The sequence below is a fragment of the Coriobacteriia bacterium genome, from assembly GCA_034370385.1.
In the GTDB taxonomy this organism is placed as follows: Bacteria; Actinomycetota; Coriobacteriia; order Anaerosomatales; family PHET01; genus JAXMKZ01.
Window position 1 is genome coordinate 19,709 of sequence record JAXMKZ010000044.1, and the last position, 26,262, is coordinate 45,970.

General features: G+C 65.0%; 31 protein-coding genes. 29 read left to right on the plus strand and 2 right to left on the minus strand.

Annotation, left to right across the window (positions count from 1 at the left end; translation table 11 throughout):
• From U1E26_08955 to lysA, 4 genes are all read left to right on the plus strand, one after another.
• On the plus strand, positions 1-480 hold the full coding sequence (locus U1E26_08955; GenBank protein ID MDZ4169769.1) for a DUF4395 family protein: 480 nt from the start codon (positions 1-3) through the stop codon (positions 478-480).
• A gap of 5 nt (positions 481-485) precedes the next feature.
• Entirely contained in the window at positions 486-701 is a 216-nt protein-coding gene (locus U1E26_08960; protein MDZ4169770.1) for a hypothetical protein, read from the plus strand.
• A gap of 124 nt (positions 702-825) precedes the next feature.
• Positions 826-2,532: an arginine--tRNA ligase gene (gene argS, locus U1E26_08965; protein MDZ4169771.1), complete on the plus strand. Its 1,707-nt coding sequence runs from the start codon at positions 826-828 to the stop codon at positions 2,530-2,532.
• Positions 2,533-2,639: 107 nt separating this feature from the next.
• Positions 2,640-4,001, plus strand: a complete 1,362-nt coding sequence (lysA, locus tag U1E26_08970) for a diaminopimelate decarboxylase (GenBank protein MDZ4169772.1) — start codon at positions 2,640-2,642, stop codon at positions 3,999-4,001.
• Between the two features lie 4 nt (positions 4,002-4,005).
• Here the strand turns inward: lysA and U1E26_08975 are convergent, their stop codons facing one another.
• Positions 4,006-4,233 carry a hypothetical protein gene (locus tag U1E26_08975; protein ID MDZ4169773.1) on the minus strand — a complete coding sequence of 76 codons (228 nt, stop codon included), beginning with the start codon at positions 4,231-4,233 and terminating at the stop codon, positions 4,006-4,008.
• 94 nt (positions 4,234-4,327) lie between these two features.
• Here U1E26_08975 and U1E26_08980 point away from each other — a divergent pair, with 94 nt between their 5' ends.
• The 9 genes from U1E26_08980 (at position 4,328) to rho (ending at position 13,394) form a co-directional block, all read left to right on the plus strand.
• On the plus strand, positions 4,328-4,717 hold the full coding sequence (locus U1E26_08980; GenBank protein MDZ4169774.1) for a hypothetical protein: 390 nt from the start codon (positions 4,328-4,330) through the stop codon (positions 4,715-4,717).
• Positions 4,718-4,837: 120 nt separating this feature from the next.
• Positions 4,838-6,127 (plus strand): homoserine dehydrogenase, encoded by a 1,290-nt coding sequence (locus U1E26_08985; protein MDZ4169775.1) that lies wholly within the window; start codon positions 4,838-4,840, stop codon positions 6,125-6,127.
• A gap of 4 nt (positions 6,128-6,131) precedes the next feature.
• On the plus strand, positions 6,132-7,049 hold the full coding sequence (gene thrB / locus U1E26_08990; protein MDZ4169776.1) for a homoserine kinase: 918 nt from the start codon (positions 6,132-6,134) through the stop codon (positions 7,047-7,049).
• A 119-nt stretch (positions 7,050-7,168) separates the two neighbouring features.
• Positions 7,169-8,239, plus strand: a complete 1,071-nt coding sequence (gene sppA, locus U1E26_08995; protein ID MDZ4169777.1) for a signal peptide peptidase SppA — start codon at positions 7,169-7,171, stop codon at positions 8,237-8,239.
• A 19-nt stretch (positions 8,240-8,258) separates the two neighbouring features.
• Positions 8,259-9,077 carry a metallophosphoesterase gene (locus U1E26_09000; protein MDZ4169778.1) on the plus strand — a complete coding sequence of 273 codons (819 nt, stop codon included), beginning with the start codon at positions 8,259-8,261 and terminating at the stop codon, positions 9,075-9,077.
• Positions 9,074-10,423 carry a 2,3-diphosphoglycerate synthetase gene (locus U1E26_09005; GenBank protein ID MDZ4169779.1) on the plus strand — a complete coding sequence of 450 codons (1,350 nt, stop codon included), beginning with the start codon at positions 9,074-9,076 and terminating at the stop codon, positions 10,421-10,423. Before U1E26_09000 ends, U1E26_09005 begins: the two co-directional genes overlap by 4 nt.
• A gap of 5 nt (positions 10,424-10,428) precedes the next feature.
• Complete coding sequence (locus U1E26_09010) at positions 10,429-11,331, plus strand: 2-phosphoglycerate kinase (protein ID MDZ4169780.1); 903 nt, start codon at positions 10,429-10,431, stop codon at positions 11,329-11,331.
• A 51-nt stretch (positions 11,332-11,382) separates the two neighbouring features.
• Positions 11,383-12,045 (plus strand): fructose-6-phosphate aldolase, encoded by a 663-nt coding sequence (fsa, locus tag U1E26_09015; protein ID MDZ4169781.1) that lies wholly within the window; start codon positions 11,383-11,385, stop codon positions 12,043-12,045.
• Positions 12,042-13,394 carry a transcription termination factor Rho gene (rho, locus tag U1E26_09020; GenBank protein MDZ4169782.1) on the plus strand — a complete coding sequence of 451 codons (1,353 nt, stop codon included), beginning with the start codon at positions 12,042-12,044 and terminating at the stop codon, positions 13,392-13,394. The genes fsa and rho overlap by 4 nt, the downstream gene beginning before the upstream one ends.
• A 147-nt stretch (positions 13,395-13,541) precedes the next feature.
• Here the strand turns inward: rho and U1E26_09025 are convergent, their stop codons facing one another.
• Positions 13,542-14,408 carry a Gmad2 immunoglobulin-like domain-containing protein gene (locus tag U1E26_09025; GenBank protein ID MDZ4169783.1) on the minus strand — a complete coding sequence of 289 codons (867 nt, stop codon included), beginning with the start codon at positions 14,406-14,408 and terminating at the stop codon, positions 13,542-13,544.
• Positions 14,409-14,610: 202 nt separating this feature from the next.
• On the opposite strand from U1E26_09025, the gene rpmE reads away from it, so the two are divergent.
• The 16 genes from rpmE to atpE all read left to right on the plus strand — a co-directional run bounded on the left by rpmE (position 14,611) and on the right by atpE (position 26,253).
• Positions 14,611-15,084 (plus strand): 50S ribosomal protein L31, encoded by a 474-nt coding sequence (rpmE, locus tag U1E26_09030; GenBank protein ID MDZ4169784.1) that lies wholly within the window; start codon positions 14,611-14,613, stop codon positions 15,082-15,084.
• A gap of 105 nt (positions 15,085-15,189) precedes the next feature.
• A complete protein-coding gene (gene thyX / locus U1E26_09035; protein MDZ4169785.1) occupies positions 15,190-15,873 on the plus strand; it encodes an FAD-dependent thymidylate synthase in 684 nt (227 codons plus the stop codon).
• A gap of 4 nt (positions 15,874-15,877) precedes the next feature.
• Complete coding sequence (locus U1E26_09040) at positions 15,878-16,912, plus strand: DUF1385 domain-containing protein (protein ID MDZ4169786.1); 1,035 nt, start codon at positions 15,878-15,880, stop codon at positions 16,910-16,912.
• A 102-nt stretch (positions 16,913-17,014) separates the two neighbouring features.
• The gene (locus U1E26_09045) at positions 17,015-17,266 is read left to right on the plus strand and encodes a hypothetical protein (protein MDZ4169787.1); all 252 of its coding nucleotides are present in this window, start codon (positions 17,015-17,017) and stop codon (positions 17,264-17,266) included.
• Positions 17,260-17,601 carry a type II toxin-antitoxin system PemK/MazF family toxin gene (locus tag U1E26_09050; GenBank protein ID MDZ4169788.1) on the plus strand — a complete coding sequence of 114 codons (342 nt, stop codon included), beginning with the start codon at positions 17,260-17,262 and terminating at the stop codon, positions 17,599-17,601. Before U1E26_09045 ends, U1E26_09050 begins: the two co-directional genes overlap by 7 nt.
• A gap of 88 nt (positions 17,602-17,689) precedes the next feature.
• Positions 17,690-18,763, plus strand: coding sequence for a peptide chain release factor 1 (gene prfA, locus U1E26_09055; protein MDZ4169789.1), 1,074 nt, complete (start codon positions 17,690-17,692; stop codon positions 18,761-18,763).
• Positions 18,764-18,777: 14 nt separating this feature from the next.
• Positions 18,778-19,644, plus strand: a complete 867-nt coding sequence (gene prmC / locus U1E26_09060) for a peptide chain release factor N(5)-glutamine methyltransferase (protein ID MDZ4169790.1) — start codon at positions 18,778-18,780, stop codon at positions 19,642-19,644.
• A gap of 47 nt (positions 19,645-19,691) precedes the next feature.
• Positions 19,692-20,333, plus strand: coding sequence for an L-threonylcarbamoyladenylate synthase (locus U1E26_09065; GenBank protein ID MDZ4169791.1), 642 nt, complete (start codon positions 19,692-19,694; stop codon positions 20,331-20,333).
• A gap of 145 nt (positions 20,334-20,478) precedes the next feature.
• Positions 20,479-20,928, plus strand: coding sequence for a ribose 5-phosphate isomerase B (gene rpiB, locus U1E26_09070; protein ID MDZ4169792.1), 450 nt, complete (start codon positions 20,479-20,481; stop codon positions 20,926-20,928).
• Positions 20,929-20,981: 53 nt separating this feature from the next.
• Positions 20,982-22,229 (plus strand): serine hydroxymethyltransferase, encoded by a 1,248-nt coding sequence (gene glyA / locus U1E26_09075; GenBank protein ID MDZ4169793.1) that lies wholly within the window; start codon positions 20,982-20,984, stop codon positions 22,227-22,229.
• Positions 22,230-22,256: 27 nt separating this feature from the next.
• Positions 22,257-22,898, plus strand: coding sequence for a uracil phosphoribosyltransferase (gene upp, locus U1E26_09080; protein MDZ4169794.1), 642 nt, complete (start codon positions 22,257-22,259; stop codon positions 22,896-22,898).
• A gap of 10 nt (positions 22,899-22,908) precedes the next feature.
• Positions 22,909-23,373 (plus strand): cytidine/deoxycytidylate deaminase family protein, encoded by a 465-nt coding sequence (locus U1E26_09085; GenBank protein ID MDZ4169795.1) that lies wholly within the window; start codon positions 22,909-22,911, stop codon positions 23,371-23,373.
• Complete coding sequence (locus tag U1E26_09090; GenBank protein MDZ4169796.1) at positions 23,370-24,461, plus strand: MraY family glycosyltransferase; 1,092 nt, start codon at positions 23,370-23,372, stop codon at positions 24,459-24,461. Before U1E26_09085 ends, U1E26_09090 begins: the two co-directional genes overlap by 4 nt.
• A 305-nt stretch (positions 24,462-24,766) precedes the next feature.
• Positions 24,767-25,039: a hypothetical protein gene (locus U1E26_09095; protein ID MDZ4169797.1), complete on the plus strand. Its 273-nt coding sequence runs from the start codon at positions 24,767-24,769 to the stop codon at positions 25,037-25,039.
• 27 nt (positions 25,040-25,066) lie between these two features.
• Positions 25,067-25,918 carry a F0F1 ATP synthase subunit A gene (atpB, locus tag U1E26_09100; GenBank protein MDZ4169798.1) on the plus strand — a complete coding sequence of 284 codons (852 nt, stop codon included), beginning with the start codon at positions 25,067-25,069 and terminating at the stop codon, positions 25,916-25,918.
• 98 nt (positions 25,919-26,016) lie between these two features.
• Positions 26,017-26,253 carry an ATP synthase F0 subunit C gene (gene atpE / locus U1E26_09105; GenBank protein ID MDZ4169799.1) on the plus strand — a complete coding sequence of 79 codons (237 nt, stop codon included), beginning with the start codon at positions 26,017-26,019 and terminating at the stop codon, positions 26,251-26,253.
• Positions 26,254-26,262 lie beyond the last annotated feature (9 nt).

Consider the following 26,262-nt stretch of genomic DNA (forward strand, 5'->3'; position numbering starts at 1 on the left):
GTGGGGGAGTTCGCGCCACGCTGCCCCCTAGGCGGCGAGATGATCGACGAGAGTTCGGCGCGGATCAACGCCACATTGACCTGCGCGCTCTTACTCGTGGCCGCGCTGACGCCGTACCGCTGGGTGCTCGTCTACCTGGTTGTCGACTTCGCCCTCAAGGTGTTTGCCGGCTTCGCGCGTAGTCCCAACTGCATGGCAGCCGGGAGTCTTGCTTCGTGGTTGCGTCTCAAGCGCACCATGGCCGACTCTGCGCCCAAGCGTCTCGCGGCGTCGATTGCGCTCTTCATGAGCTCCCTCGGTCTGCTGGCCGCGTCCGCGTTTCCTGCCTACCCGCAGGTCTACTATGCGGTGGTCGGAGTATTCTTCTTCTTCGCATTTCTGGAGGCCGCGTTCGGCTTCTGCATGGGCTGCTGGATCTTTGCGCTGCTGCCCAATCGACTGGCCGAGACGTTCGTTCGACGTGCGACCGAGGAGGTTTGAGAGGTATGGCGGATTGCGAGTGCCTCGCGGGCTGCCCGTTCTTCTTCGACAAGATGGAGAACATGCCTGCGATGGCCGACATCTACAAGAAGAACTACTGCCAGGGCGACAGCGAAGCATGCGCCAGACACCGTGTGTTCGAGCGCTTCGGCAAAGGCGGCGTCCCGAGCGACTTGTATCCCAATGATTCGATCAAGGCCGACGAGATTCTGACCGCATAACCCCCCACTCGTGAGGGGCTGATGTCACGGGCCCCAGGCAGCCGAGGAGTCCTGCTTTGGCGCCGCAACGGCGCATCGGGTATCGTACCTGCACGACCCGAGGTGCTGATGCGAAGGACCGCTCGTGAGAGACGCTATCGAACTGCTCGTGACCGCCGCGGTTTCCGCAGCGATCGAGGCAGGCGAACTGCCGCTTGATGGTGTGCCGGATGCGGGTGTCGAGCGCCCGCGCGATCCCTCGCACGGTGACTGGGCAACGACCGTCGCCCTGCGCTGCGCCAAGGCCGCCGGCATGCAACCCCGGCAGGTTGCCGAGATCATCGCGCAGCGCCTGGAATCACATGAGGACGTTGCGGCGGTCGAGATAGCCGGCCCCGGCTTCATCAATCTGCGCTTGTCCGCCGCAGCGCTCCAGCGAGTCTTGCGGGCGGCGCGCGAGCAGGATACGGCTCTCGGTGCCAGTGAGCTTGGGGCAGGCCGCCGGGTACAGGTCGAGTTCGTGTCGGCCAATCCCGTCGGGCCGATGCACGTCGGACACGGTCGGTGGGCTGCGCTCGGAGACTCGATGGCGCGCCTCCTTGAGCACAGCGGCTGGCGCGTCGAACGCGAGTTCTACGTCAACGACGCGGGCGTGCAGATGGAGCTGTTCGCGCAGAGTGTCTCGGCGCGCTACCTCGAGATGTGCGGCAGCGATGCACCCTTCCCTGAGAACGGGTACCACGGCACCTACATCCGTGAGATTGCGAGCGAGATATTCGGCGAAGAGGGCACCTGCTGGCTCGACTCGTCACCGCAGGCCCGCGAGCAGTACTTCGGCGAGCGTGCCTACGTGCAGGTGCTCGCGCACCTCAAGCGCGTTCTGCACGACTTCGGGGTGGACTTCGACGTCTGGTTCTCCGAGCGCACGTTGCATGAGGCGGGAAGTGATGGCCCGGCCAGCGCGGTCGAATCGGCGATCTCTGAGCTGCGCGAGCGCGGCCACATCTATGACTCGGAGGGCGCCGTATGGTTCCGCTCCACGGCGTTTGGTGACGACAAGGACCGCGTACTGATCAAGGCGGACGGAAGCTACACCTACTTTGCTGCGGACATCGCCTACCACAAGAACAAGTACGACCGGGGTTTTGATCGGGTCATCAATATCTGGGGCGCCGATCATCACGGGTACGTGGCGCGCATGAAGGCCGCGGTAGCCGCACTCGGACACGAGGGTGCGCTCGACGTGGTCATCGGTCAGCTCGTCAACCTGTTCCGTGACGGCGAGGCCGTGCGCATGAGCAAGCGCACCGGCGAGATGGTGACCTTCGAGGAGCTCGTTGCAGAGGTGGGCCCCGACGCGGCGCGCTACTGGTTTCTGCGGCGTTCCACAGACCAGCAGGTCGACTTCGACATCGCGGTGGCCAAGCAGCAGTCCGCCGACAACCCCGTCTACTACGTGCAGTACGCCTACGCGCGCATCTGCTCGATCCTGCGCAAGGCGGCGGGGGAGGGTGCCGACGCGGATGCGGTCGATGCCGTCGCAGACGCCTTGATCGCTCCTGACACCGATCTGTCCGCGCTCCAGGCCGACGCGGAGCTTGCTCTCATGCGCAAACTCGACGAGTTCGGCGAAGTGGTCGAGCTTGCCTCGCGTGAGCTGGCTCCGTACAAGCTGACCCGTTATGCCGAGGAGCTGGCGGCCTCGTTCCACCAGTTCTACGCCCAGTGTCGGGTGGTCGATCCCGATGCTCCCGATGTGACGGCGGCGCGGCTCTTCGCGGTGGACGCTACCCGCCGTGCGCTGCGCTGCGCGTTGAGTCTTCTGGGAGTAAGCACACCAGAGCGCATGTAGCGGGTGTGTCACGGAGCATTTGACGCGCCCCGTCGCCTGAAATAGCATAGGCGAACAATTACCGTTAGCATATGCTAATAGTGTACTCGATCGAGGGGAGATCCATCATGGGAAAGCCGACCGGACCCCGTCCGCCCGCTGTTGCCGACCTCAAGACGGGCCACGACCTGCTGAGTGTGCTGCCGAACTCAGCTGAGGTGCGTGACGGTCACCTGTGGATCGGCGGCGTCGACACGGTTGAACTAGCACGCGACGCGGGCACGGCGGTCTACGTGATGGATGAGGCGACCATTCGCTTCCAGCTGTCTGAGTACGTGAAGTGGACCACGTACCACTGGCCCCACGTCGATGTCGTGTACGCCGGCAAGGCCTTCATGTCGCTCGCCATGGTCAAGCTGGTGGCCGAGGAGGGCTGCTGTCTGGACGTGTCGAGCGGCGGCGAGCTCGCCTTCGCCCGCCGCGCGGGCTTTCCCATGGAGCGCATCTACGTGCACGGCAACAACAAGACGCCCGTCGAGCTTGCCGAGTGTCTCGACGCGGGAGTCGGCAGGATCGTCGTCGACTCCTTCGAGGAGATGGAGCGACTGAGCGCGCTGGCGACCGAGCGCGGAGCGACCCAGAAGATCCTGCTCCGCGTCACGCCCGGCGTCGAAGCCGATACCCACGACTTCATCATGACCGGCGCCGAGGACTCGAAGTTCGGCTTCGGGCGCAACCAGGGCCTGGCCATGCAGGCGGTCAAGCGCGCCATCGAACTGCCCGGCCTCGATTTCGACGGCCTGCACATGCACATCGGCAGCCAGATCTTCGCGCTGCACAGCTTCTCCAAGGCCATCGAGGTCATCGTCGAGTTCATCGCCGAGATCAAGGCCGAGACCGGTGTCGAGGTGCGCATGCTCGACACGGGCGGCGGCCTGGGCATCGCCTACGGCATCCCGGACGAGCCCTCCACGATTCGTGACTACGGCAAGGTCGTCGTCGACGGCATCAAAGAGGCGTGCGAGAAGTACGGACTGACGGTGCCCGCGATGGCCGTCGAGCCGGGGCGCTCGATTGTGGCCAACGCGGGCGTGACGCTCTACACCGTGGGCTCGATCAAGGAGATCCCCAACATCCGCACTTACGTGGCGGTCGACGGCGGCATGTCCGACAACATCCGCACCTCGCTCTACGACGCGCACTACGAGGCGCTGCTCGCCAACAAGGCCGATCAGCCCCGCGAGATGGTGGCCACCGTGGCCGGCAAGCACTGTGAGAGTGGCGACATCGTGGTCAACGACGCGCCGCTTCAGTGCCCCGAGGTGGGCGACATCTTGTGCGTGTGTGCGACAGGTGCGTACTGCCAGTCGATGAGCAGCAACTACAACAAGCAGGTGCGGCCGGGCGTCGTGTTCGTGAAGGAGGGCCAGTGGCGCTGGGTCGTGAGGCGCGAGTCCTACGACGATCTGATGCGGTGCGAGGTGGACTGATGACCTACAGGTCGCTCGTGACCTGGACCTCGACGTGCCATGACGCGGCGAGTTCAGCGGCGAGTTTCATCGCCTCGTCTTGAGTCGTGAACAAGCCCTCAGGTTTCGAAGACCCATCCTCGAATGCCACCGCAACCCACCACAGGCCGGCAGCGGTGCCGCCGATCTTGTCCACGCGCACGTGGGTGACGGAATGCGCTTCGTAGAGTGCCTCACTCGTTTCCAGCCGCACGTGGATCGACCTCCCGGTGAATGCTCTTGTGAGGGGACGTGATGGCGGTTCGTCCAAGGGTGAGTATACGCCCGACGGTCAGTCAGGAGAACTGGTGAACGACATCGACGAGCTTGCGTTGAAGCATCCCTTCTGGACCTCTTCGGTGGTCGACGCGCGCCTGAGGGACACCTTCGCCCAGGCCGATTCCCGGGACGCCGCCGTGTTGCTCAGCGCGCTCGTGGGCGACGACCCGAGCGGCGATTCGGAACTGGGTGATCTGGTCAGTTGCCGGTTGATGCTTGCTGCGCTCAAGGTGAGCGACGGCGACCTGCTCAAACTGGGCATGTGGGTTGACGTGGCCCGCGTGGATCCGCGCGACTTGATCGCAGCCGCGGAGTACCGACGCCAGCTGCAGGGCGAAGGCGACGCCGCGGTCGAAGCGGACCTCACGGAGTATCTGATCTGGGTTTCGGTCGACGCCGAGCCCTCGCGCGCGAACTGACCGGTCCGGCCCTTCGCGCGGTCGCACGCGTCGGCCCGGGGTCCTGCCTCGGGTACAATGACGCTTCAGAGTCGCACCGAATGTCTGGTCGCACTGACCGTTTCAGGAGGTACTAACCGTATGCGCACTATCCGTGTCGGCCTCATAGGCCTGGGTACCGTGGGATCAGGGGTCATCGACATCATCGCTCGTCACGCGGAGGATTTTCGCCGCCGCGCCGGGGTCGACATACGTCTGACCCGTTTTGCAGATCGCGCTACCGAGCGCTTCGCCGATCTCGGACTCGATCCGGCCACCTGCACGACTGACGCGTTCGAAGTCACTGCGGACCCCGATGTCGATGTCGTGATCGAACTCATCGGCGGCACGGGTGTGGCGCGTGACGTGGTGCTCTCCGCCCTCAAGGCGGGTAAGTCGGTCGTGACCGCCAACAAGGCCCTTCTGGCCACGCACGGCGAAGAGGTCATGGAGGCGGCGGAGGCGGCCGGTGTCGAGATCCGCTTCGAGGCGAGCGTCGGCGGCGGAATCCCCATCATCGGACCGCTCAAGCACTCGCTCACCGGTAACGAGATCACGCGGGTCATGGGCATCGTCAACGGCACCACCAACTACATGCTCACCCGCATGGGCCAAGACGGGCTCGACTACGCCACCGCGCTCGCTGAAGCGCAGGCCAAGGGTTTCGCCGAGGCGGACCCCACCGCCGACGTCGACGGGCACGACGCTGCCGCCAAGATCGCCATCCTGGCTTCGATCGCGTTCAACTCGCGGGTCACGCTGGAGCAGGTGCCGTCTGAAGGCATCCGCGGCCTTGCGCCCGCTGACATCGACTACGCGCGTGAGATCGGCTACCGAGTGAAGCTGCTCGCAATCGCCAACCGCACCCCCGACGGCATCGACATCCGCGTTCACCCGACGATGATTCCGGTGGCCCACCCGCTCGCCAGTGTCGACGGCGTCTACAACGCCATCTACGTGGTGGGCGACGCGGTCGGCGAGACGATGTTCTTCGGTGAGGGCGCCGGCTCGCTGCCCGCCGCCTCCGCAGTGGTCGGTGACCTCGTGGAGGTCGCGCGCGACATCCAGGCCGACTGCCCCGCGACCGTCGGGTGTACCTGCACCGAGCACCACGCGCTCCGCGACATCTCAACGCTCAGAACGCGCTACTACGTGCGCCTGCTCGTGGTTGACGCGCCGGGCGTCCTTGCTGCGTGCGCGAGGGACTTCGGCGACCACGGCGTCTCACTGGCCAGTGTCATACAGCGTGGCGAAGAGGAGTCCGAGACCGTGGAACTCGTCTTCGTGACGCATACGGCGCTCGAGGCGGACGTGCGTGCGTCTCTTGCGCGAATCGAGGCGAGCGATGCGGTCCGCGAGGTCAGTGCGGTCATCAGGGTAGAGGACCTCTAGCCACATGGGCGCAGCCGTTCTCGTCCCCGCCACCTCTGCAAACCTCGGTCCGGGCTTCGACAGCTTCGGGCTGGCGCTGAACCTCCACAACCGCTTCGAGGCACAGTTGGCCTCGGCGTGGCGCGTGGATGTGCAGGGCGAGGGTGCGGGCGCGCTCCCGACGGGCGAGGAGAATGTGGTCGCTCGCGCTATGGCGCGGGCGTTCGCAGAGGCGGGACGAAGCGGCCTCTTCGCCGAGATCGGCTGTGCCAATCATGTTCCAACGGGCAGCGGCCTGGGCTCGTCGAGCGCTGCCATCGTCGGCGGACTACTGCTGGGAGAGGCGCTCGTCGGAGCGGACTTCGGTGATGCGCGTCGGTTGGAGCTTGCGGCAGAGATCGAGGGCCATCCGGACAACGTCGCTGCTGCGCTCTTCGGGGGATTCACCGTGTGCTGGTCGGATGAGGACCGCGTGCGCTTCGCACGCTTCGAGCCCGCGCGCGGGCTTGCCGTCGTGGCGGTTCCCGCGATGAAGGAGCTTGCGACGTCCGCCGCTCGGGCGATGCTCCCCGAAGAGGTGCCCCACCGTGATGCCGCCTTCAACGTCGCACACGCCGGACTTCTGGCGGCATCGATCGCCACCGGCCGCCCCGAGCTGTTCGGGGACGCGCTCGCGGACCGCCTTCACGAGCCGTATCGAGAGGCGGCCGTCGGCGACTTGAGCGAAGTCGCGTCGATCCTGCGTGACTGCGGCTCGGCGGGCGTCGCCCTGTCCGGTGCGGGTCCGACCGTCATCGGTCTCGTGGCCGGCGATACCGACCGCGCGGCTCACGAGATCGCGGCCGGAATCGCCGAGCGGGCGTCCGCCCGTATCGCGGCCTTGGGCACGCGACGTCCGCCGCAGGCGCTCGCCATCGATCGCTGGGGCGCGCGCATCCTGTAGGGAACTTCGGGGTCCTTTCGCAGGCGCGCTGTTGACCGCCCAGCGTGTGTGGGGAAGAATCAACCGTATCCCCCTTAGCCGCAGCATCGCGGCGCGACCTTCCCCTAGAGAGGCCTCCGATGTCGGATCAGGACCCCCAGCATCCTTCGCAGCAGCCGCCTATCGGCGTGCCCCCCGTCCAGGGAGGCGCCGCGCCGCCTGTGCCGTACGCCGCGCCGCCGGTACCGTACGCCACGCCGCCTGTGACCGCCGGTGTCGCCGCTCCCCGTCGCTCTCGCGCGTGGATCGGGTGGACTATCGGCATCATCGTGGCTCTCGCGCTGCTCATCGGTTCGTGCACCGTACCCTTCGCGCTGATGATGGGCGGCGAAACGTCATCCCTGCCCAGGGGTATCGGAGATGCGGTAGCGGTGATCCACATCGACGGTCCGATCGCCGGAGTCGGCGACGCCTACTCGGGTTACGTGACCCCCGAGCGTTTCTACGACACGATCGACCGGGCGCAGGAGGACAGCTCGGTGAAGGCCATCGTGCTGCGCGTTGACTCGCCGGGAGGCACCGTGGCGGCGAGCGAGGAGATCGCGCGCTACGTCGACCAGTGCACCAAGCCGGTCGTTGTCTCGAGCGGCGATGTGAATGCGTCCGGTGCGTACATGGTGTCGTCGCAGGCCGATGAGATCTGGGCCCTGCCCGGAACCGCGGTCGGCAGCATCGGGGTGATCGCGCAGATCCCCAACGTCGCGGGCTTGCTCGACAAGCTCGGCGTGGAGTTCACGGTCATCACCGCTGGCGAGAACAAGGACACGGGAAGCCCGTATCGCCCCCTGACCGATGAGGAGAAGGCGCTGATCCAGGGCGAGGTCGATGATGTCTACGGGCAGTTCATCGATATCGTGGCCGAGGGTCGGGAGATGGAGCGCTCTGAAGTCGAGTCCCTGGCGACGGGGTGGACGTGGAGCGGCGAGCGGGCCAAAGAGCTCGGGCTGGTCGACAAGATCGGCACCTACGAGGACGCGCTCGATGCGGCTGCTGATAAGGGTGGCATCCGAGGAGAGTACGAGGTGACCACCTACGACGACGAGTTCGGAGATATCTTCGGAGCACTCATGGGGCTCACCCGGGTGCTGTCCTCATTGGAGGCGGCCGCCTCGGGTCCGGACACGTCAACGCGCGGGCGACTGCCCCGCTAGCGCTGGAAAGGCGAGGACCGTGGGAGATCCGACCGTCATCGCTCACATCTCGGACCTGCACTGCGGGTCTCGGTACCACATACCCTCACTGGCCAAGCGCGTCATCGATGAGCTCAACATCCTGTGTCCGGACATGGTCGTCGTCACCGGCGACCTGACCGACATGGGTTTTCGCCACGAGTTCGTTCAGGCGCACGGCCTTATCGAGAAGATCGCCTGCAATCGCAGGGTGGTGCTGCTGGGCAATCACGACGCCCGCAACGTCGGCGACGAGCACTACATCGAGCTGTTCGGGGCGCGGAGCTCAGAGCTGTCCTACGGGGGCGTCCACGTGCTCGGAATCGACTCGAGTGAGCCCGATCTGGACACCGGCCGCGTGGGCCGCGAGCGTTATCGCTGGATCGAAGAGCGCTTCGCGGAGTGCCTCGACGAGGTGAAGATCCTGGCCATGCATCATCATCTCGTGCCGGTGCCCGGAACCGGCCGAGAGCGCAACATCGTCCACGACGCAGGCGACCTGCTGCGCGTTCTTGCCAACAATGGGGCCGATATCGTGCTGTGCGGGCACAAGCACGTGCCCAACGTCTGGCGGCTCGAAGATATGCTCATCATCAACGCAGGCACCTGCTGCACGCACCGCCTGCGCGGCAGGGTGCGCCCCTGCTACAACATCATCGAGATCCACGACGACGGTCGAGTGCGGGTGCTTCTCAAGGAGCCCTACGTGGACAGCGAGGTGGTCGCTGACTTCACCGACATCAACCGCCGGCACTGTCGTTGGCGTCCGGGCGTGCAAGCGCCCGACCTCGATGAGGTAGTGGTCAGGGATCCACGATGAGGCGGGTCGTAGCCCTCATCGACGGCGAACACTACCCGCCGGTTGTACGCTCCGCGATCGCGGCCCTTGAGCAGGACAACGAGGTGGTCGCCGCGGTCTTTGTGGGAGGAACCGAGAAGGTCGACCTCGCGAACGGGTTCGAGGCCTATGGGGTTCCGGTGCTTGCCGGCGGCGACCCAAGCGACGTCATCGCTGCGGCGATCACGCGCTACGAGCCTGACGCGCTTGTCGATCTATCCGATGAGCCGGTGCTGTCCGCAGCCGACCGCTTCAAGCTGGCTTCGCTCGCTTTGGGCAGGGGCGTGGAGTACCGCGGGGCGGACTTCGTCTTCACCCCGCCCCGTTCGCGCGTCGAGCCGCGCACCCCGACGCTCGGCATCATCGGCACGGGGAAGCGCGTCGGCAAGACGGCGGTATCGGCCTACATCGCGCGCTCCCTCAAGGCGGCCGGCCGTGACATCGTGGTTCTGGCGATGGGCCGTGGCGGTCCCGCTGAGCCCGAGGTCATTCATGGCGATCAGGTGGCGCTCACGACATCAGACCTGCTCGAAATGGCACGCCAGGGCAAGCACGCGTCAAGCGACAACTACGAAGATGCGGTGATGAGCCGCGTGACGACGGTGGGGTGTCGACGGTGCGGCGGAGGCCTTGCGGGCGAGACGTTCTTCAGTAACGTGCCCGACGGAGCGCGCCTGGCCGACACGCTCGGCAAGGAGCTCATCGTGCTCGAGGGATCCGGTGCGGCGATCCCTCCGGTGCACGCCGATGCGAGCGTCATCGTCGTCAGCGCCGGTAAGGGGGTCGGCTACGTCCGTGACTACTTCGGCCCCTACCGGCTTGGCCGCGCCGACCTCGTGGTGCTCTCGTCAGCCGAGGAGCCGCTGGCCACAAAGGCGGATGTGGAAGCGATTCGAGCCGCGATAGCGGCTCTAGCGCCCGAGGTGCCTGTCATCGCGACCACGCTGCGGCCAGCGCCGATCGAGCCGGTTGCTGGTCGCAAGGTGCTGTTCGCCACCACGGCCCCCGCGGCCATCGCGCCGCGGCTCGCCGAGCATCTTGAGTCCCACTACGGGTGTGAGGTCGTTGCGGTGAGTACCGCGCTGTCAGATAGGATCAAGCTCAGGGAGGATCTGGCTGCCCACCGGGGGCGCTTCGACCTGCTGCTCACGGAACTCAAGGCGGCTGCCATCGATGTGGTTGCCGCGGCCGGCGAGGACGCGGGTGTCCCCACCGTGTTGTGTGACAACGTTCCCGTGGCTGTCGACGGTGGCGATCTGGAGCACCTCATCGATCGCGTGTCGTCGCTCGCACTGCAGCGTGGCGCCGCGCGCAGGGGCAGGGGGTAGACCACGTGTCAGACCGAAGGCCGACCATAACCATCACCGACAAGGCGCACGGCCTGCCGTTCAGCAAGGGGCTACTGGCCCAGTCGCTGACCGCGACCGGGCTTGCGCCGAGCCGCGCATACGAGATCGCCGCCCTCATCCAAGATGACCTGCGTGAGCGCGAGGAACTGAGCCTGACCACCGAGCGGCTTCGTGAGGTGACCCGCGACTACGTGAAACGGTTGGCGGGCGACGAGTTCGCTCGGCGCTACCTCAAGCTGCGCGACGTGAGCCGGCTCGACAGGCCGCTGATCGTCCTGATCGGCGGTACGACCGGTGTAGGCAAGTCGACCATCGCCACCGAGGTGGCCCACCGGCTCGGTATCACGCGAATCACATCCACCGATTCCATACGCCAGGTGATGCGTGGTATATTCAGCAAAGACCTGATGCCCGCGATACACGACAGCGCGTTCTCTGCGTGGCAAGGTCTGCGAGTTCCCGTGCCGCAAGGCGCAGATCCTGTCATCGTCGGATTCCGTGAGCAGACCGCCGCCGTCACGTCAGGCGTCAAGGCGATCATCGAACGGGCGGTCCTCGAGGGGACATCGATGGTGATCGAGGGAATCCACCTCGTTCCGGGCTACCTCGATCTGGGACAGTTCTCAGCGGCGCGGGTCGTTCACATCGTCATCGGAGTCGATGACGAACAGTCGCACCTCAGCCACTTCTACATTCGCGAGGTGCAGACCGAGGGAACACGCCCGCTGGAGCGCTACCGGACGGGGTTCAAGAGCATCCGGACGTTGGGCGTCTACATCGAGGAGATGGCGCGAGAGCACGATGTCCCGCTTATCTACAGCCATCAGCTGGATAGGACGGTGGCAGACGTTCTCGAGTGCGTGGTCACGAAGGCGATCGACGAGTAGCAGCGTGGTGCGCCCAGGCGCGCCGCAACAGGCAGAAGGGACACGTTCATCGTGAAGTTTTACTTGGATACGGCCGATATCGCAGAGATCGAAGAGGCCGCCAGTTGGGGTGTTCTGGCGGGAGTGACCACCAACCCGACGCTGTATGCGCGGGTCGGAGGCAAGCTCGCCGACTTTCACGGTCACCTGAAGCGGATCTGCGACATCGTGGACGGCCCCGTCAGTGGCGAGACGGTCGGTCTGAGCCGCGATGAGATCGTGCGCGAGGGCCTTGAGTTGGCGGCCATCGCGCCTAACCTGATCGTCAAAGTGCCCACCATGCCCGAGGGGCTGGCGGCCACCAAGACGCTGTTCGACAAGGGCATCAAGGTCAACATGACACTCTGCTTCACCGTGCCGCAGGCGATGCTCGCGGCGCGCTCCGGAGCCGCCTATATCTCACCCTTCGTCGGCCGATTCGACGACATCAGCGAGGACGGCATCGCTCAGCTGGCCGACGTCGTCACCGCGCTTTCCAACTACGACTTCGGACACGACGTCGAGGTCATCGCCGCATCGCTTCGCTCGGCAAACCACGTGACGCAGGCGGCCCTGATGGGTGCCGACATCGCGACCGTGCCGTTCGCCGTACTGAAGAACCTCGTGAAGCATCCGCTCACGGATAGAGGCCTGGAGTCGTTCCTGGCCGACTGGGAGAAAGTGAAGAACGCATGAGTGCACGTCCCCGCAAGCGTGGCCGCCGCGGCAGCGGTGGACAGCCGCAGGAAGCGCCGCCCAAGCCCAGCGTGACCCGCGAGCAGCTCGTCGAGCTCACCGTGGCGCAGCTGCGCGCGATGGCAATCGAGCTGTCGATCGATCACAAGCCGCTGAAGAAGAAGGACGAGATCATCGACGCCGTGCTCGAGGCGAAGGTGAAGTCCGAGGGATTCATCGAGATCTCCGGCATCCTCGACGTCTTGCCGGAAGGCTACGGATTCGTTCGCACAGGCGGCTATCTGCCGGGCGACCGCGACATCTACGTCTCGATGTCGGCCGTGCGCCGCAATGAGCTTCGGCGCGGCGACATGGTCCGAGGTCAGGTGCGGCCCCCGCGTGACAACGAGAAGTACCCCGCCCTGCAGCGCCTGGACCAGATCAACGGGAAGGATCCCGAGGCGAATCGAGGGCGTCCCAAGTTCGCCGACCTCACGCCGATCTATCCCGATGAGCGACTGCGCATGGAGCACGGTCCGCAGTTCATGACCGCGCGCACCATCGACCTCGTCGCACCCATCGGCAAGGGCCAGCGCGGGCTGATCGTGTCACCGCCCAAGGCCGGAAAGACGACGGTACTCAAGGACGTCGCGGCCGCCATCAGCGCCAACGACCCGGATGTCTACCTCATGTGCCTGCTCGTGGATGAGCGGCCCGAGGAAGTCACCGACATGGAGCGCTCGATTCACGGCGAAGTGGTGTCTTCGACGTTCGATATGCCCTCTGAACAGCACATCGCTGTGGCCGAACTCGTCATCGAACGGGCCAAGCGCCTGGTGGAAAGCGGCCGCGATGTGGTCATCCTGCTCGACTCGATAACCCGGCTGGCGCGTGCCTACAACCTGGCCTCGCCGGCGTCGGGACGCATCTTGTCCGGCGGCGTGGACTCGCAGGCTCTCTACCCCCCGAAGAAGTTCTTCGGCGCGGCCCGCAACATCGAGTTCGGCGGCTCGCTCACCATCCTGGCGACGGCGCTCGTCGACACGGGCTCGAAGATGGACGAGGTGATCTTCGAGGAGTTCAAGGGCACCGGCAACATGGAGCTTCGCCTCGACCGTGGTTTGGCCGACCGCCGCATCTTCCCCGCGATCGACGTCATCACGTCAGGCACGCGCAAAGAAGAGCTGCTGCTGGATCCTCAGGAGGCGCCGTTCGTCTGGGGCGTGCGCCGCATCCTGCACGGCATCGACAACCCCGAGCGCGCTATGGACATGCTGATCAAGGGCCTCAAGCAGACGAACAGCAACATGGAGTTCCTGGCCAAGATGGCCCGCAAGGCGGGGGACACGCGCAACGGTATCGACCTGTAGCACGCAACGGCGCTCGGCACAGGTCCGGCGCTCAGACAGTCCTCGCTTCGAAGGCCGCCTCGCCGAGGCGGCCTTCTTGCTGCGGAACTCGCGGCGGACCTACGCCGAGCGCCATGCGCTAGCAGGCCGATGCGGTGCGCCGGAATCCTACTCCGTCATCTGCACCGGAATCTCGACGATGTTTTGCTGGCTGCCGTCCTTGGCTGAGAGCTCGAACACGATGACCGCTCCGAGTCCGGCGCGCTTGATCGGCCCGAACTCCACGGTCTCGCTCCATGTCCCGCGCGTGCCGGTACCGCTCGTCGCCGTCACGAACGTATCGACGATGATCAGGCCATCCGGGTCGGTGACGTTGAGTTGATGGGTCGCCTCGAAGACGTTCGATGAGCCCCACGCGGTGAGTGGGCTCGCGACCGTCTCGCCAGGTGCCGGGTACTCGATGAGGATCGCGGGAAGTTGCCCCTCGAACGCCGCACGGTCGACCGGCGGGTCCACGACGATGCCCTCGCCGCCGATTGAGGTGGCCTTCTCGCCGTCGAGGGCGAAGGCGACCCGGTCCACGTCGCTGAACTGGGTGAGGGTGCACACGACCTGAGTGACACGGAGCAGCATCGACAGCGACCCTCCGCCGGACGCGAACTCGGGGCTCAGGTCAACGGTTGCGACTCCGTCGTCAACGGCGACACCGTTGAGCCGCGTGCCCTCAGGAATCGTCGTGCCGAGCCCGAACTCACGCTCTTCCGCGGTCGGTCCAGCGAGCAGGGCCTCCATCGCGGCTTCCGCCAACGCCTCGGTCCCGCTCGCCGCGCTGGTGCGGGCACCGACGCCGACCTGCTCGCCACGCGTGAAGTAGGCGAGGATGCGCGTCGACTCAGGGGGAGGAGCCGGGGGCGTGGCCGTTTCTTGGATACCGGGCTGGCGGGTGGGGACGACATCGGCGCCTCCGCTGCATCCGCTCACAGCGAGCAGTGAGAGCGCGCACATCAGGGCGATGACGCGGGTTCCGGGCTTCATCTCGCACCTCCTGGTCGACAGGGTGCTTATTCCCCCTGCAGTACGCTGTACCCCGTGCGCCACCCAACTGACGAGCTTTGGTCAGCAGAACGTCATAATCGCGGGCAGGGGGCGTTTGCCCAACCGTATCCACGGTGCTAGAATACGCGGGCTGTCCTCATGCCTTGGTCGGAAACCAAGGCGCTATCGGAGGTGTGTAGAAGTGAAGCAAGACATTCACCCGAACTACGAGGCGACCACGGTCGTCTGCTCATGCGGGAACCGGTTCGAGACCCGCTCGACCGCCGGCGGCGAGTTGCACCTTGAGCTGTGCAACGCTTGTCACCCGTTCTTCACCGGTCAGCAGAAGTTCGTCGATACCGGTGGACGTGTCCAGCGCTTCAGCGACAAGTTCGGCTCTGCGGCCAATGCCGTGCTTGAGAAGGAAGCCGCTGAGAAGGACGCCCGTCGCAAGGCCGCTGAAGAGGCCGCGATGGCCGCCAAGAAGGAGCGCGAGGCCAAGGATGCCGCCAAGGCCGCCAAGGCTGCCGAGTACGAGGTCAAGTCCGCCAAGGGCGCTGCCAAGGCCACTGACGTCGACGAGGTTGTCGATGAGGCGGCCGAGGAGATCGTCGCCGAGACCACCGAGGTGGTAGCTGACGCGCCGGCCGACTCCGGCGAGGAAGCCGCCGAGTAGGTCGTCCGTTGAGCGGTTCGCACGACTAGAATGGGGAGGCGTCGCGGTCAGTGCGACGCCTCTCTTGTTTCACAAGGGGTCCCGAGGGGCCACCGAGGAGTGCCCATGGACGTTCGACTGCTCTACCACACGCCCGAGCCCGAACGCGCCGTCGCGGTCGCGGCGCGCCTGTGCTACGCGCCCGTGGGGGCGGCGCAGCTCATGGAGGCGATGAGCGACGAGGCCATAACCAAGGTTCTTCGCACGATCCTGACGTCCGGTCACTTGTCGGCGCTTGAGCACGTCAACTACACCTTCGCCATCGATGGCGTCAGCCGGGCGATGACCCACCAGTTGGTACGCCACCGCCTTGCCAGTTACAACCAGCAGTCGCAGCGCTACGTCTCGTTTGTCGAGGAGCCGACGTTCGTTGTGCCTCCCAGCGTTGCCGCCGATCCGGACGCCGCGAAGCGGTTCGGCGAGGCGACGGGCGCGGCGTTCGCCGCATACAGGGCGATGATCGACTCAGGCGTCGATGCTGAGGATGCGCGCTATCTGCTGCCCAACGCCGTCGAGACGAAGATAGTCGTCACCATGAACGTGCGCGAGCTCCTGCACTTCTTCGAGCTGCGCTGTTGCCGACGCGCCCAGTGGGAGATTCGTGCCTTGGCACTGGTCATGCTTGACCTCGTTGAGCCCACGGCACCCTACATCTTCTGCGACGCCGGCGCATCATGTCGGCGGGGTGCATGCCGAGAGGGCGCGATGACGTGCGGCGATCCCTATCCCAAGGCCCCGAGACGAGAGTAGGACGATGAGCGACTCTGCAGCTGCAGTCGAGCGCATGGACTGCCCTATCACCCACACGCACATCGGGGGACAGGCCGTCCTCGAGGGCATCATGATGCGCGGCAAGTTCAACTGGGCGGTCGCGGTCCGCACGGCGGACGGATCGATCCACACCGAGGAGCACGATCTGCGCTCAGCCGCCAAGAAGCACGGCTGGATGCGCAAGCCGGTCATCCGCGGCGTCGTCGCGCTTGTCGAGACCCTCGCGCTGGCCATGAAGGCGTTCACGGTTTCGGCCTCGCTGGCTGGCGAGACCGAGGACGAGCAGCTCACCCCCGGCGAGATCACCTTCTCCCTCGTGATGGGGATCGGCCTGGCTATCGGGATATTCATCATCTTGCCTGCGGTCGTCACGAATCTCACCGGACTGCGCGCCACCGAGAATCCGTTCCGGTGGAACATCGTCGACGGCGTGCTCCGCGTGGTCGCATTCTTCCTCTACATCTGGGCGATCAGCCGCATGAAGGACATCCAGCGCGTTTTCGCCTACCACGGCGCGGAGCACAAGACGATCCATGCCTACGAGCACGGCCTGCCGCTTGAGACACCGGTCATCCAGCGTTGGTCGACGCAGCACATGCGGTGCGGGACCTCCTTCCTGCTGATGGTCATGGTGATCGCCATCCTCGTCTTCTCTCTCGTGCCGGTGAAGGCGATCGCCGCTCAGTGGGGAATCACGAACACCCTCGCGATCCTGGGGCTGCTCATCCTGTCACGGATCATCCTGATGCCGCTTGTGGCGGGTCTGGCCTACGAGGTCACCGTGAAGTGGGCCGGTGCGAACTCGGGCAACCCGATCGTCAAGATGGTGCTGTGGCCCGGCCTGCAGCTTCAGCGTATGACGACACGTGAGCCCGACGACGAGATGATCGAGGTCGCCGTCGCAGCGATGTCGCTCGTCGTCGCGCGAGAGGAACTTGAGGAGCGCGGCGGCGAGATCGTCGCTGAGGACGTTGCGCCTGAGCCCGAAGCCGCGGAGACGCTGGCCGAGCCGGCGTAACGTGCTCTGCGGGCAGGCTTAGTCAGCACAGCCACGTACATACGTTTTGTATTGACACCGCGTATGTATGCATCGTACTCTTGCTTGGAAGAGAGGAGCGCGATGACAGACTACACGCCGAAGCCTGCTCAGTTCCGGTTGCCACCGTGGGCCCACGAGTTCCTTGTCCAGGAGACTGCCGAGCGCGGGGTCACCAAGACCGACGTCGTGCTTGAGGCCTTGGAGCAGTACAAGCGCACGCGTTTCGAGGAGCTCATGAAGCAGGGCTACCTGGAGATGGCCGACGAGCACCGCGAGGAGTGCCGCATCTGGGACGCCACACTCCTGGATGGGGCGGAGTCCGACGAATGGTGACGTTGAAGCGGGGAGATGTCCTACGCATCGATTTCGAGCCGGTGATCGGATGCGAACAAGGTGGGGTGCGACCAGCGCTGGTCGTCCAGAACGACGTGGGGAATCGGTACTCACGCACCACGATCGTGGCGGCCATCACCACCAAGGCCCCGAGCCGTGCGTTTCCGTTCATGGTGGAGCTGCCGGAGGGGACGCTGCCGCGGTCATCGTTCGTCGACTGCGCGCAGATACGCACGATCGACCTTTCCCGCGTTACTGCCCAGCCGATGGCACACGTGGACCGCGTCACCATGCTCAGGGTCGACGACGCCCTCGCCGCATCGTTCGGCCTGTGACGCCGACCGGGTCCGCAGCCCGACCGTTGAGGCGTGCTACCATTGCCCGTCCGAAGTACCGATTGGTCGATCAGGGAAGAATCATCAGATGCGTGAGAAGCTCGAAAAGATACTCGTCGCCTATGACGACCTGACCATGAGGCTTTCTGATCCCGAAGTGTTCGGCGATCAGAAGGAGTACGCGCGTTTGGCCAAGGAGCAGAGATCACAGGCACCGCTCGCAGCCAAGGCGCGCGAGTATGTGGGCCAGCTTGAGGAGCTCGACCAAGCGCGCGAGGTCATGCGCGCCGAGGGTGACCCCGAGATGCGAGAGCTTGCCGCCGACGAGGTACACGAGATCGAGGCCACGCTGCCTGCGCTCGAGGACGAGTTGAAGGTGATGATGCTTCCGGGCGACCCCAACGATGACAAGGACATCATCGTCGAGATCCGTGCGGGCGCCGGTGGCGACGAGGCCGCGATTTTTGCAGGCGACCTGTACCGCATGTACACGCGTTACGCGGAGCTGCAGAAGTGGAAAGCCGAGGAGATCGACGCAAACGGTTCGGACACGGGCGGATTCAAGGAAGTCTCGTTCCGCATCCGTGGCGACAAGGTCTACTCGAAGATGAAGTTCGAGTCGGGAGTTCACCGCGTTCAGCGGGTGCCGGTGACCGAATCACAAGGGCGGATCCACACCTCCACGGCGACCGTTGCCGTGCTGCCTGAAGTTGAAGACGTCGAAGTCGAGGTCAAAGCCAACGACCTGCGCATCGACGTGTACCGCTCGAGCGGTCCCGGCGGCCAGAGCGTCAACACCACGGACAGCGCGGTGCGCATCACGCACCTGCCATCCGGGCTCGTCGTGCAGTCGCAGAACCAGAAGTCGCAGCTGCAGAACCGTGAGGCTGCGATGCGGGTTCTCCGCGCTCGACTCTACGAGCAGGAACTCGAGAAGCAGCAGGCTGAGCTCGGTGCGCAGCGGCGGAGCCAGATCGGTTCGGGCGATCGCTCTGAGAAGATCCGCACCTACAACTATCCGCAAGACCGGGTCACGGATCACCGCATCGGTCTCACGGTCCACAACATCCCTGCGCTCATGGCCGGCGAGATCGACGCGCTGGTGGAGGGCCTCGCCGCCGCGGATCGGGCAGAGCGGCTCGCCGCCTTCGCCGAGGCCTGAGAGACGATTCCGTGGTGACCGAGCCGGTCTGGACGGTGTCAGCCGCGCTTGACTGGACGCGCGAGTATCTGACCCAAAAAGGTGACGAGCACCCTCGCCGGAGCGCCGAATGGCTGCTGTCCGCGGCTACGGGCCTGTCCCGAATAGAGCTGTATGCCTTCCATGACCGCCCGCTCACTGCTGACGAACGCCGCGTGCTACGTGACGCCGTCAGGAGGCGAGCCGCAGGGGAGCCGCTGCAGTATGTGACGGGCGAGGTCGCCTTCCGCCACATCGTCGTGCGCGTCCGCCCGGGCGTGCTCATCCCGCGTCCCGAGACCGAGATCCTCGTCGGTGAGGTTCTGGCCTACCTCGAGGGGGCAGACGAGTCGGTTGTCGTCGACCTGTGTACCGGCAGCGGGTGCATCGCCCTGTCGGTGGCCCACGAACACCCCGGCGTCACGGTTCATGCCACCGACCTGTCGCCGCTCGGCGTCGAGGTGGCGGCGCAGAACGCCCAGCGGCTCGGGCTGTCAGATCGTGTGCTGATCAGCGAGGGCGACCTGTTCGCGGGCGTCGAGGTGGCGCTCAAGGGCCGCGTGGACGTCGTGGTATCGAACCCGCCCTACATCCCGAGCGATGACGTGGTGAAACTGCCTGCCGAGGTGGCCGGATTCGAGCCGCACCTGGCGCTCGATGGAGGGCCGGATGGACTCGCGATCTTCAGGCGCATACTGTCCGACGCGCGGGAATGGCTGGTTCCCGGCGGCCTTCTCGCGGTCGAACTTGATGAAAGAACGGTGAAGACAGCGGCTGAAGAAGCGCTACAGTGGTATGAACACGTCAGGAGTGTTCGGGATCTCACAGGCAGGGACCGTGTTCTTCTCGCGCGACTCCCGTGAGGCCCCGTTTCACCGAATCAGCACAGCTGAGAAGGAGGGCTCGAAATATGACGAAACAGTATCGAGTGGATCCGGAGAACCCTTCCGCCGACGTCATCAATCTCGCCGCCACGGTACTTCTTGACGGCGGGATTGTCGTCTTCCCCACCGAGACCGTGTACGGGCTGGGTGCGTTGGCGGACTCGAAGTTCGGTCCCAACGAGATCTTCGAAGTCAAAGTGCGACCCGCCGACCTCCCCATCCCGCTTCTGGTCGAGACCGAGGATGCACTCGATATCTGGGGCGTCGACGTGCCGGAGTACGCTCACAGCATCGCGCGCGCATGCTGGCCGGGTGCGGTGACTATCGTTGTGAAGGCCTCGGAAAAGGTGCCCCGCGATTTTCGAGCGCCCGACGGAACCATCGGCCTGCGCAGCCCTGACCATGAGGTCGTTCGCGAGCTCCTTCAGGCGACCGGCAGCCCAATCTTCGCCACCTCTGCCAACACGCACGGCAATCCGGCCCCGGGTTCGTTTGACGAGGTCGAGCCGCGCATCCTGACCGCTGCCGATCTCGTCTTGGACGGCGGCGAGACCGAGCATCAGAGTGCTTCCACCGTGGTGCTGTGCACCGGCGATGAACCCGTCATCGTGCGCGAAGGCGCCATCCCGCCTGATGTCATCATGCAGGCTGCTCACGGCGGTGCCTGAGCCGCGCCGGATGCAGTTGTTGTGACCCGAGACCCCGGTGAGGACTGACGCGCCGGGGTTTCGCTGTTGTTACCGAAGGCACCGGAAACCTTGGGGTACAATCGGTCCACTCCGCACCGTGAGTCATCGAGGGGGTCACGAACCAATGCGCGTTGCCATCGGCTCCGATCACGCGGGTTTCGAGCACAAGGAGATGCTGAGGAACCACCTGGTCGCGGAGGGTCATGTGGTCGCGGACCTCGGAACCAGCTCGGAGGAATCCGTCGACTATCCCGACTTCGCGATGGCCGTCGGTCGGGCGGTCTCCTCCGGTGACGCCGAGGCCGGCGTGCTTGTATGCGGCACCGGTATCGGCATGGCGATAGCCGCCAACAAGATCAAGGGCGTGCGCGCAGCCAACGTCACGAGCCCCGAGTTCGCGCGACTTGCCCGCCTGCACAACGACGCCAACGTGATCACCGTCTCGGGACGTTTCGTCTCCGCGGAGATCAATCGGTCCATCGTCGACGCGTTTCTCGCGACGGACTTTGAAGCGGGTCGCCATGCGGACAGGGTTGCCAAGATCAGCGCCGCCGACCACGGATCCGACACGTAGGCGGTCCGTATGACGGGGAGCTCGTCCTTCACCGACGAAAGGAAACGCCGGACATGTCGCTTTCTCACATCCGAGCCCAAGATCCCGAGGTTGCGGCGTTCATCGACGCCGAGCTGGCGCGCCAGCGTGCAACGATCGAGCTGATCGCCAGCGAGAACTTCGTCTCGCCGGCGGTGCTCGAGGCTGCGGGAACCGTTCTCACCAACAAGTACGCCGAGGGCCTTCCGGGCAAGCGCTACTACGGCGGTTGCGAAGAGGTCGACAAGGTAGAGAGCCTTGCTCGTGAGCGGGCCAAGGAACTGTTCGGCGCAGATCACGCCAACGTCCAGCCGCACGCCGGAGCGCAGGCCAACATGGCCGTGTACTACGCGGTGTGCAAGCCCGGTGACACGGTGCTTGGCATGAACCTGGCCATGGGCGGGCATTTGACGCACGGCTCGCCGGTCAACTTCTCGGGCAAGTGGTTCAACGTCGTGCCCTACGGGCTTGACATGGAGACCGAGACCATCGACTACGACGAGATGGAGCGGCTCGCGCACGAGCACAAGCCGAAGATGATCATCGCCGGCGCCAGCGCGTACCCCCGCATCATCGACTTCGAGCGTTTCGCGGCGGTCGCCAAGGCGGTCGACGCCGTCCTGATGGTGGACATGGCGCACATCGCCGGGCTGGTGGCGACGGGCGCGCACCCCTCGCCGATTCCGCACGCTGACTTCGTCACGTCGACGTCGCACAAGACGCTGAGGGGCCCGCGCTCTGGCTTCGTGCTGTGTACTGAGGAGTGGGCCACCGCACTGGACAAGGCGGTCTTCCCGGGCCTGCAGGGTGGTCCGCTGGAGCACATCATCGCGGCGAAAGCCGTCGCGTTCAAAGAGGCCATGCAGCCTGAGTTCAAGACCTACATCGACCAGGTGGTGATCAACGCGAAGGCGATGGGTGCCGCGATGGTCGAGTGCGGCCTGAGGCTCGTCTCCGGCGGCACCGACAACCATCTGATGCTCGTGGACCTCCGCCCTGCCCAGATCACCGGCAAAGAGGCCGAGGCCCTCGTCGAATCGGTTGGCTTCACCGTCAACAAGAACGCCATTCCCAACGACCCGGAGAGCCCGTTCGTGACGAGCGGTATTCGGGTTGGAACCGCCGCGATGACAACCCGCGGTTTTTCGGAGGGGGAGGCGCACACTATCGGTTGCCTCATGGCCAATGCCATCTTCAAGCGTGAGGACGCAGCCGCCCTGGAGACCATCCGAACCGAAGTACAGGCGCTCATCGCCAAGTATCCGCTCTACCCCAACCTGTAGTCCCGACGAGCCGAGGAGACTTCGACGATGGTGGACTTCCCCGACAGCGTGGTGGTCGTCGATCACCCTCTCGTGCAGCACAAGCTCTCGATCCTGCGTGACGTCGCAACCGGCGCCAAGGAGTTCCGTGAACTCGTCAAGGAGCTTGCGATGCTCGAGGCGTACGAGGCCACCCGCGAGTTCATGCTCGCCGAGACGACGGTCACGACGCCCATCACTCAGACCACGACCAAGGTGTTGGCCGGCAAGAAGGTCGCCGTCATACCGATCCTGCGTGCCGGTCTGGGCATGGTCGAGGGCATCCTCGAGCTCATTCCAGCGGCCAAGGTCGGTCACGTGGGGCTGTACCGGGATCCGGACACGCTCCAGCCGGTGGAGTACTACTGCAAGCTCCCGGAAGACATCGCCGAGCGCGACGTGCTCATCGTCGATCCGATGCTTGCAACGGGCGGTTCTGCGGCTGCTGCGATCCAGTTCCTGCGCGAGAAGGGCGCTCGTCACATCAGTCTCCTCGTGCTGATAGCCGCGCCCGAGGGCGTTGCGGAGGTCCTGGCCACCTGTGATGACGTGCGTATATTCACCTGCTCTATCGACTCCCACCTCAACGAGCACGGCTATATCGTCCCCGGCCTTGGTGATGCCGGTGACCGGCTGTTCGGCACGAAGTAGGGTCGATCAGATGCCACGCCCTTCGTGGGACGAGTACTTCATGGCCATAGCCGAGCAGGTCTCGGGTCGCTCGACGTGCCTTCGGCGCGCAACCGGAGCCGTGCTCGTGAAGGACAAGCGAATCCTCGCGACCGGGTATAACGGCGTCCCCAAGGGGCTCGCTCACTGCGACGAGGTCGGCTGTCTTCGTGAGCAGCGCAACATCCCGTCCGGTTCGCATCACGAGCTGTGCCGGGGTATCCACGCCGAACAGAACGCCGTGATCCAGGCGGCCAAGCACGGCATCGCGATGGACGGATCCATCGCCTACTGCACCCACCAACCATGCGTGCTGTGCGCCAAGATCCTGCTCAATGCGGGCGTCGTCGACATCGTGTTCAGCGAGCCCTATCCCGACCCGTTGTCCGAGGAGCTGCTCGCAGAGGCCGGCGTGGTTCCGAGGCGTCTTGAGATCGCCCGGGACGCTTCACTGTGAGCGCCGGCCACTACGCGCTGCTTCTTGCGGTGGCAGCCGCGGTCACCCTCGCCACGACGCCGCTCGTGAGGCGATTCGGTATCTCGATCGGGGCGGTCGCTACTCCCGGCGGACGCAATGTGCACGAGGGGCTCATCCCGCGCATAGGGGGGCTGGCCATCTTCATAGGCGTGTTCGCGGCGCTCGGGGTCCAGTGGCTTGGCGAGGCGCGATTCGGATGGGACAGCCACCTGCTGCAGGGTGGTGGCTCCGTGCGCACGTTGGGTGTCATCGCGGGGCTGACGCTCATGTTCGCCGTGGGGTTCATCGATGACTTCGTGAGCCTCAAACCCGGGGCGAAACTGCTCGGCCAGATCATGGCGGCGTCGGTCGTCGTCTGGGCGGGTCTGCGCATCGCCTACGTGGGAAACCCGGTGTCCGGTGGCCTCATCATGCTCGGCATCCTGTCCGTACCCGTGACCGTGCTCTACCTCATCGGTTTCGCGAACGTGATCAACCTGATCGACGGACTGGACGGGCTCGCCGCGGGCGTCACGGCTATCGCCGCCACGAGCCTGCTCATACTGGCCATTCAGGGCAACCGGCTCGACGCCGCCGTCTTGGCGGCGGCGGTCATCGGCGCCTGCATCGGCTTCCTGCGCTACAACTTCCACCCGGCTTCCATCTTCATGGGCGACTCCGGCGCCATGTTTCTCGGTTTCACCCTGGCGGTGATATCCCTGCTCGGCGTGATGAAGACCACCGCCACGATCGCGCTTGCGGTGCCGCTCCTGATCATCGGGGTGCCGATCTTTGACACGTCTTCGGCGATCATTCGGCGCATCACGCACAAGAGGCCCATCGCCGAGGCCGATCGCGGACACATCCACCACCGTCTGCTTGGTCGGGGATTCGACCAGCGTCAGACGGTCATCATCATCTACATCTGGTCGGCCGCACTCGCGGTGGCCGCCTATGCGGTTCGGTACTCGCCCGGCTCGCTGCGGGTCATCACGCTGCTCGCCCTGTTCTCGGTGACCGCATTCATGGCGCACTGGCTGGGCCTCTTCGAGGCCGCTCATCATCACGACGATCCCAAGGACTCTTAGGCCGGTGCGGTCCGCGCGTCTGGAGGGTGCGTTCGTGAGGGAGTTCTTTGGATTCCTTGCCGCGCGGTAGGGGTTCGGCTACGATGTTGCCGCGCTCGGGGCCACCGGCGACCGCGAGTGCAGCCGACGACGGCTCTGGTGGTGTTGGTTGACCTCCCGCTGGTAAGCACAAGGGCCATCGCTGGTCACTTGTCTCGGATGGGACGAGTGCGCTGCAAGAGGGGAAGTTCAAGCTGAGCACGGTACTCGCCAACATCATCGACGCCCTAGGGAACCCTTTCGTCGGCTTCGTGCTTGGACTGCTCATGGCGGCTGTCTTCCTGTGGGCGTCGCGCGCGTCGATGCGCATGGTGCGACCCGGGGCGGAGACGGCGGGGATAGCACTGGCCGCACTCTCACTGTTCGCGCGTCTGGCGGTTGCGACGGTGCTCCTTTGGGCCTACAAGCAGGCCGCTCCTACCGGTTTTCGACCCTTCGCGTTGGCATTCGCGGGGGGTTTTCTCGTCTTGTACACCGTCGAGCTGGTCCGCTACGCGCGCTTGACCAAGGTGCGCAGACCTGCCGGCATAGATCGATAGGAGGGAGTCGCAGGAGTGTCCAGTCCAATGGAAATGCTGCCGGAGAAACTCGAAGAGCTCATACACGAGCTAGCTGTGCTTCCGTACGACGACATGCACGCCGCCAGCGCCAGCGTTCAGCCCTGGGAACTCACGAACTACGTGGTTTGGGGAATCGTCGCGCTCGTGGTCATCGTCACGCTGTTCGTCATCGTGGCGAATCGGGAGAAGAAACAGATCGTGCTTGCGGGCGGTGACGTCGGCTCATTGGCGCCGGCGAACCGACTGGTCGGAATGCTCGAATCGGGTGTCGAGTTCATCCGCAACATGGCAATCGATGTCATCGGCCAGAAGGATGGCCCGAAGTACGTGCCGCTGCTCGGCACCTTCTTCTTCCTCATCCTCACGTCGAACATGCTCGGACTTATCCCCGGAGGAAAGGCGATCGGCGGCGCGATGGGCGGGGCAACGGCTCTCGCGCTCATCAGCTGGCTCGCCTTCGTGTGGGTCGGCTTCACCAAGAACGGCTTCATGGGCTACATGAAGAGCCTGATTCCGTCAGGCGTTCGCGAGATGCCGCTTGCGGCGCGCATCGGCCTGGGTGGCTTCATCTTCTTGCTCGAGTTCCTGTCGACCTTCATCATCCGACCGCTCACGCTGTCGGTCCGACTCTTTGCCAACCTATACGCCGGACATATCATCCTCGGTGTCTTCTCGACGTTCGTGGTGATCTTCACGCAAAAGATCGGGGTCGGCGGGCTTGCGGTAGGCAGCGTGTCGCTCCTCTTCCTGGTCATCATGTATGCGTTCGAGTTGTTCGTCGCCTTCATTCAGGCGTATGTGTTCACGATTCTGACTGCGGTCTACATCCAGAGTTCGGTTCACGCATCAGAGCACTAGTCGGTATCACGGCGCTCCGCCACCTGGGCGGGCCGCTTGAGAAGTAAGTGGAATCTGTGCCTGAAGGCAGGCATCAGAACGTAAAAGGAGGAAGATCAGTGGAAGAGATTATCGCCGGACAAGCAGGTCTCGTCGCCGTCGGTAAGGGTCTGGCCTACGGTCTCGCGGCGGTTGGAGCGGGTATCGGTATCGGCATCATCGCCGGCAAGTCAGTCGAGGCCATGGGTCGCCAGCCTGAGATGGCCGGAAAGATCCAGACCACGATGTTCATCGGTGTGGCATTCACCGAGGCACTCGCACTGCTCGCCTTCGTCCTCACGTTCCTTATGGGCTAAGCAAGAGCC